This is a genomic window from Microbacterium sp. K35, assembly GCF_004794375.1.
Lineage (GTDB): Bacteria > Actinomycetota > Actinomycetes > Actinomycetales > Microbacteriaceae > Microbacterium > Microbacterium sufflavum.
Genome location: NZ_SSDM01000416.1, coordinates 1 through 4,987, shown reverse-complemented (window position 1 = coordinate 4,987; position 4,987 = coordinate 1). Strand labels below are relative to the sequence as shown.

Annotated in this window: 7 protein-coding genes; 4 read left to right on the top strand and 3 right to left on the bottom strand. The window is 72.3% G+C overall.

Features of this window, described 5'->3' with window-relative positions:
* Together DW299_RS17335 and DW299_RS17330 are read left to right on the top strand one after the other, a co-directional pair.
* Nucleotides 1–404, top strand: a 404-nt coding sequence (locus tag DW299_RS17335; RefSeq protein WP_205814442.1) for a nitronate monooxygenase, incomplete at its 5' end; no start/stop codon positions are given.
* 163 nt (nt 405–567) lie between these two features.
* Nucleotides 568–906, top strand: a complete 339-nt coding sequence (locus DW299_RS17330) for a hypothetical protein (RefSeq protein WP_136037331.1) — start codon at nt 568–570, stop codon at nt 904–906.
* Between the two features lie 6 nt (nt 907–912).
* Here DW299_RS17330 and purU read toward each other — a convergent pair whose 3' ends face one another.
* The gene (purU, locus tag DW299_RS17325) at nt 913–1,764 is read right to left on the bottom strand and encodes a formyltetrahydrofolate deformylase (protein WP_136037330.1); all 852 of its coding nucleotides are present in this window, start codon (nt 1,762–1,764) and stop codon (nt 913–915) included.
* An 84-nt stretch (nt 1,765–1,848) separates the two neighbouring features.
* Here purU and DW299_RS17320 point away from each other — a divergent pair, with 84 nt between their 5' ends.
* Together DW299_RS17320 and DW299_RS17315 are read left to right on the top strand one after the other, a co-directional pair.
* Complete coding sequence (locus tag DW299_RS17320) at nt 1,849–3,063, top strand: cation:proton antiporter (protein WP_136037329.1); 1,215 nt, start codon at nt 1,849–1,851, stop codon at nt 3,061–3,063.
* Nucleotides 3,060–3,530, top strand: a complete 471-nt coding sequence (locus DW299_RS17315) for a glutaminase (protein WP_136037328.1) — start codon at nt 3,060–3,062, stop codon at nt 3,528–3,530. The genes DW299_RS17320 and DW299_RS17315 overlap by 4 nt, the downstream gene beginning before the upstream one ends.
* 15 nt (nt 3,531–3,545) lie before the next feature.
* Here the strand turns inward: DW299_RS17315 and DW299_RS17310 are convergent, their stop codons facing one another.
* Both DW299_RS17310 and DW299_RS17305 read right to left on the bottom strand, forming a co-directional pair.
* Nucleotides 3,546–4,262 (bottom strand): glutamine amidotransferase-related protein, encoded by a 717-nt coding sequence (locus DW299_RS17310; RefSeq protein ID WP_136037327.1) that lies wholly within the window; start codon nt 4,260–4,262, stop codon nt 3,546–3,548.
* Between the two features lie 40 nt (nt 4,263–4,302).
* Nucleotides 4,303–4,920, bottom strand: a complete 618-nt coding sequence (locus tag DW299_RS17305; RefSeq protein WP_136037332.1) for a LysR family substrate-binding domain-containing protein — start codon at nt 4,918–4,920, stop codon at nt 4,303–4,305.
* Nucleotides 4,921–4,987: the final 67 nt, after the last annotated feature.

Here is a 4,987-nt window from a genome sequence, read left to right as displayed (position 1 = left end):
CGGCGCACCGGGACGCGATCCGCGCGACCGCCGCGGACGACACCGTCCTGACCCGGGCGATGAGCGGACGGCTCGCGCGCGGCGCCCGCAACCGCGCCGTGCGGGCGATCGAGGCGAGCGGCACCATCGCCCCCTTCCCGATGCAGAACTGGCTCACGGGGCGCTTCCGCACGGCGGCCGGGGAGCAGAACCTCGGCGAGCTGCAGTCGCTGTGGCTGGGCCAGGCGGCTCCGCTCGCCCGCGGCACCACCGCCGCCGACGTGTTCGCCGAGCTCGCCGCCGGGCTTGTCGATGGGCGTGTCCTCGTCGAGTGGATCCGGGACGAGAGGCTGCCTGATCGACTATCCCGTGCGACCTCTGAGCTTGATAGCCGGATTCGGGAGAACCGGCATGCCTGGGAGTGATTCGTTGGCGATCTCAGTGCACCCGTGTCGGTCTGTGCAGCAAAACGCCCGCACTTCCGTCGGGCGGAAGCGCGGGCGATCGCTGCGGAACTACGCCCACTGCCGGCTCTACTCGCGCGGCGTACGTCGGTTCTTGCGGTGCTTCTTATGTGACCTGCTCGCGATGGCGAAGAACACCACCAAGAAGAACATCGCAGACATCATCACCCAGAGCATGCGGGCAAACCTAACACTTCACGCTCGTGGGAATGAACGACGGGACGTCGAGCTTGAGGCAGCGACCTTCGCCGGACGCGTTGCCTGCCACGGTCGCGATCGCCGCAACTGCGCCCGCACCAACCGTGTACAGCACGGCGCTGACAGCTACCCCGCCAGGCAGCGCTGCGATCGCTGCACCCGCGGCGAGAATGAACCCGACAACGGCGAGGTACGACCGTCACTCCCCACCGCGGCGTCCCACGGTCTCGCCGTCGACGTGCTCGCCGGGCTCCCGGAGACGTGAGGCGGGTCAGAGGATGACGGTCGAGCGGCCGTGCACGATCACGCGGTCCTCGGCGTGCCACTGCACGGCCCGGGCGAGCACGAGGCGCTCGACGTCGGCGCCGCGGCTCTGCAGTTCGGCGGCGGACTCGGAGTGCGTCACCCGCGTGACGTCCTGCTCGATGATCGGCCCCTCGTCGAGGTCGGCCGTGGCGTAGTGCGCGGTCGCCCCGATCAGCTTCACGCCGCGCTCCTTGGCCCTGGCATACGGGTTGGCGCCGATGAACGCGGGCAGGAACGAGTGGTGGATGTTGATGACGGGGGCTTCGAGGCGCGTGATGAAGTCGTCCGTGAGGATCTGCATGTAGCGGGCGAGCACGACCAGGTCGACGTTGCCCTGCAGCAGCTCGAGCTGTCGCTCCTCCATGGCCTGCTTGTCGCCCGAGGGGATGTGCACGAACGGCACGCCGAACGAGCGCACGGCCTCGGCGAGGTCGGGATGGTTCGACACGACCATGGTGATGTCGATGTCGAGCTGCCCGCGCTGCGTGCGCCACAGCAGCTCCATGAGGCAGTGGTCGTACTTGGACACGAAGATCGCGACGCGCTTGCGCCGGGACACGTCGTGCAGCGACCACTCCATGCCGAAGCGCTCCGCGACGTCGGCGATGTCGGCCTCGAGCGCGGGGCGCGCGGCGGCCAGACCGGGGAGGTGGATGACGGTGCGCTGGAAGAAGCGTCCGCCCTCGGAGTCGGTGGAGTGCTGGTCGAGCGAGATGATGTTCGCACCGTGCCGCGCGAGCACACCGGCGACCGCGGCGACGATGCCGGGCTGGTCGTCGCAGGCGATCAGCAGGCGGGCGGTATCGGGCTGGCTCATGGGGGCTCCTCCAGGGTGTGCCTCGATTCTGCCGTGTCGCGCGGGCGGGGAGCGAATCGCCGGGGGCGTCGCTACCCTGAGACCGTGGACGCGAGCGACGTCGGCCTGGTGCTGATCCCCCTGCTGGCGGTCGCCGCCCCTCTGCTCGCCCGGGGCGTCCGGCCGCTCGTGCGCGTGCCGATCATCGTGTTCGAGCTCGTGCTGGGGATCCTCGTCGGCCCCGCCGTGCTCGGCTGGGTCGAGCCGGGTCCGCTGCTGGAGAAGCTGAGCGACTTCGGCCTGGCCGTGCTGTTCTTCGTCGCCGGCTCCGAGATCGACTTCCGCACGGTCGCCGGGAAGCCGCTCGCGCGGGCGTCGCTCGGGTGGCTGCTCAGCGTGCTGCTCGGGATCGGGCTCGGGTTCTTCTTCGCGCCGGGGGAGGGCATGGTCGTCATCGGGATCGCCCTCAGCTCCACCGCCCTCGGCACGCTCATGCCGATCCTCCGCGATGCGCGGGAGCTGGACACCCCGTTCGGCCGGGCGATCAGCACGATCGGGGCGGTCGGGGAGTTCCTGCCGCTGATCGCCATCTCCCTGTTCCTCAGCACCAGGACCACGCCCCTGGCGACCGCGGTCCTGCTGACCTTCGTGGTGCTCGCCGGACTCGCCGTCCTGATCGCCCACCGCATGCCGCACGGGCGACTGCACGGCATCGTGCGGGCGACGCTGCACACCTCCGACCAGTTCGGGGTGCGGTTCGTGATCCTGCTGATCGCCGCCCTGGTCGGACTCAGCGTGATGCTCGACCTCGACATGCTGCTGGGGGCGTTCGTCGCCGGCGCGATCTGGCGGATCATCATGGCGCGGGCCCCGAAGAAGGACGCCGAGGAGGTGGAGAGCAAGATCGAGGCGATCGCGTTCGGCTTCCTCGTGCCGATCTTCTTCCTCTACACCGGCGTCACGTTCGACCTCGACGCGCTGCGGTCGTCGCCGACGGCACTGGCGCTGGTGCCGGTGTTCCTGGTCGCGCTGCTGGTGTTCCGCGGGTCGGCCGCACAACTGTCCGCGCCGGCGGGAGCGGGCCTGCGCGACCGCACCGCCCTGGGCCTGCTCGCCGCGACCGGTCTGCCCATCATCGTGGCCGTCACCGGTATCGGCGTGGATCAGGACATGCTCGACACGGGCACGGCCGCGGCGCTCGTCGGTGCCGGCATGCTGTCCGTGCTGCTGTACCCGCTGATCGGCATGACCCTCCGCGGCGACCGCGCTCCGGTGGTCGGGCCCGCCCTCGCCGACCGCACCAGGCAGGGGGAGCTGTGACCTCCGCCTCCGCCCTGCTGACCGACGCGGTGGCCGCGCTCGCCGGGGTGCCGCGCGAGGGGCTCGGCGAGGAACGGGAGTCGCGCTGGCGGGGTCGCCGCATCGTGCGCGTGGGGGACGCCTGGCATCTGGGCGTGCTGCTGCTCACCGACACGCACGCCCTCGCCACCGCCGAGGTGCTGCGGGCGGCCGACCCCGGACGCCGCGGCTACACGGCCGAGTCGGCACGGGCGCGCGCCGAGCGCCGAGCGGAGGCTCTGCGCGGTGGCTTCCGGGAGGGCGAGGTGGTGCACGTGGGCTGGAGCGTGATCGACGTCGCCGGGGTGGACGCGGGCGGCTCCTCGGGCCCGCTCGCCCTCGTCGACGGGGTGCCGTCGGTGCGGTGGAGCACCGCGGGCGGCTTCATGCCCCTGGAGTCGTATCTCCGCGAGCGGATCGAGCTGCTGCGCGGTGGCGCCTCCGCGTGAGGGCGCGGTGACGGCTCAGACGAAGGTCTCCGCGAAGCGCCGCAGCAGCGCGGCCCCCTCGGTGACCGACGCCGCGAGCACCTCCCGCTGCACGGCGTCGAACCGCTCGGGGTCGAAGTAGCCCGTGGTGCGGTAGAACGTCATCCGGTCGGCGAAGTCGCGCGGCGTGGGCTCCGGGTGGAACTGCGCCGCGTACAGGTGCGACCCCACCCGGTAGGCCTGCACGGGGCAGGCGTCGTTCGTGGCGAGCAGCACCGCGCCCGGAGGCACGGCCGCGGCGCTCTCCTTGTGCGCGGTGAACACCGTGAGCGCGGGCCCGCTCGGCCCGAACACGGGGTCGGCGTCGCCCTCCGCCGTCGTGCGGATCACGGTCGCGCTCGCCGGCTCCGGCATGGTCGTGACCACCTCGCCGCCCCGCATCCGCGTGAGCACGCCGATGCTGAAGCACGTGAAGAACGCCGCCACGGTGGCCGCGGTCGCGGCGTGCGCGATCGTCTCCAGATCGGCCTCCACGCGCTGCTGCGTCGGGCTCTTCACCCGGTCGCTCACGTTGAACGGCGATCCCCCGATCACGATGCCCCGGTAGCGCTCCAGATGCGCGGGGCTCAGCGGCTCATGCAGGAGGTCGAGCCGGTCGACCACGTCGACGCCGAGCGCCCGGCGGAAGGAGGCGTGCTCGGCGTCGGCCGCCCCGACCTCGGGACGCACGCAGACATAGAGGAGCGAGGCCATCAGGAGATTCTAACGAGGGGCCGGGACGGCGCCGACGCGCTCAGCGGGACGAGTTCGCGGTGCGTCCGCGCACGATCCCGACGAACGCCTCGACGTCGGGCGTCGTCCGGTCGCGGCGCCAGGCCAGCGCGACGGTCGACACGGGGCCGCCCGCCAGCACGCGGTGGTCGGCGTCCTTGCGGTGGTGCAGGCGTGCGAGCGACATCGGCACGATCACCACGCCCACGCCCGAGGCCGCGGTGGCGATCGCGTCGGACGTGGCGAGGGGTGCGAACCGCGCGGCCGTCGTCCCGGGGAGCGCGAGGCCGCCCCACACGTCGTCACTCAGCGCGATGAGCACCTCGCCGTCCAGGTCGCGGGGGGTGAGCTCGTCCGCGGCCATCAGGTGGGAGTCCGCGGCGGCCACGACCACGGGCACCTCGTCGTACAGCGGGATCACGTGCAACGACGCGTCGTCGAGCGGCAGGCGGACGAGGGCGGCGTCGAGGTCGTCGAGAGCCGAGCGCTGCGCGGCCACCTCGATCGGGACGAGCTCGAGGGGCACGTCGGGGAGGCGCTGCTTCCACCGGTCGATCCAGGTGCCGGGAGTGGCACCGGGCACGGCGCCCAGCCGGAACGTGCGCGGCTCCTCCGCCGCGGCGGGTGCGGCGTCGAACACGACCTTGCGGGTCGCGGGCGCCGGGGCCTTCTTCGACGCCCCGGGGCGCGGACGCGCACCGGGGCGT

What these genes read in the sequence shown, in the direction of transcription:
- DW299_RS17330 (WP_136037331.1), top strand. Translation starts at nt 568, where the DNA reads ATGGCGAAGAACACCACCAAGAAGAACATCGCAGACATCATCACCCAG.
- purU (WP_136037330.1), bottom strand. Translation starts at nt 1,764, where the DNA reads ATGAGCCAGCCCGATACCGCCCGCCTGCTGATCGCCTGCGACGACCAG.
- DW299_RS17310 (WP_136037327.1), bottom strand. Translation starts at nt 4,262, where the DNA reads ATGGCCTCGCTCCTCTATGTCTGCGTGCGTCCCGAGGTCGGGGCGGCC.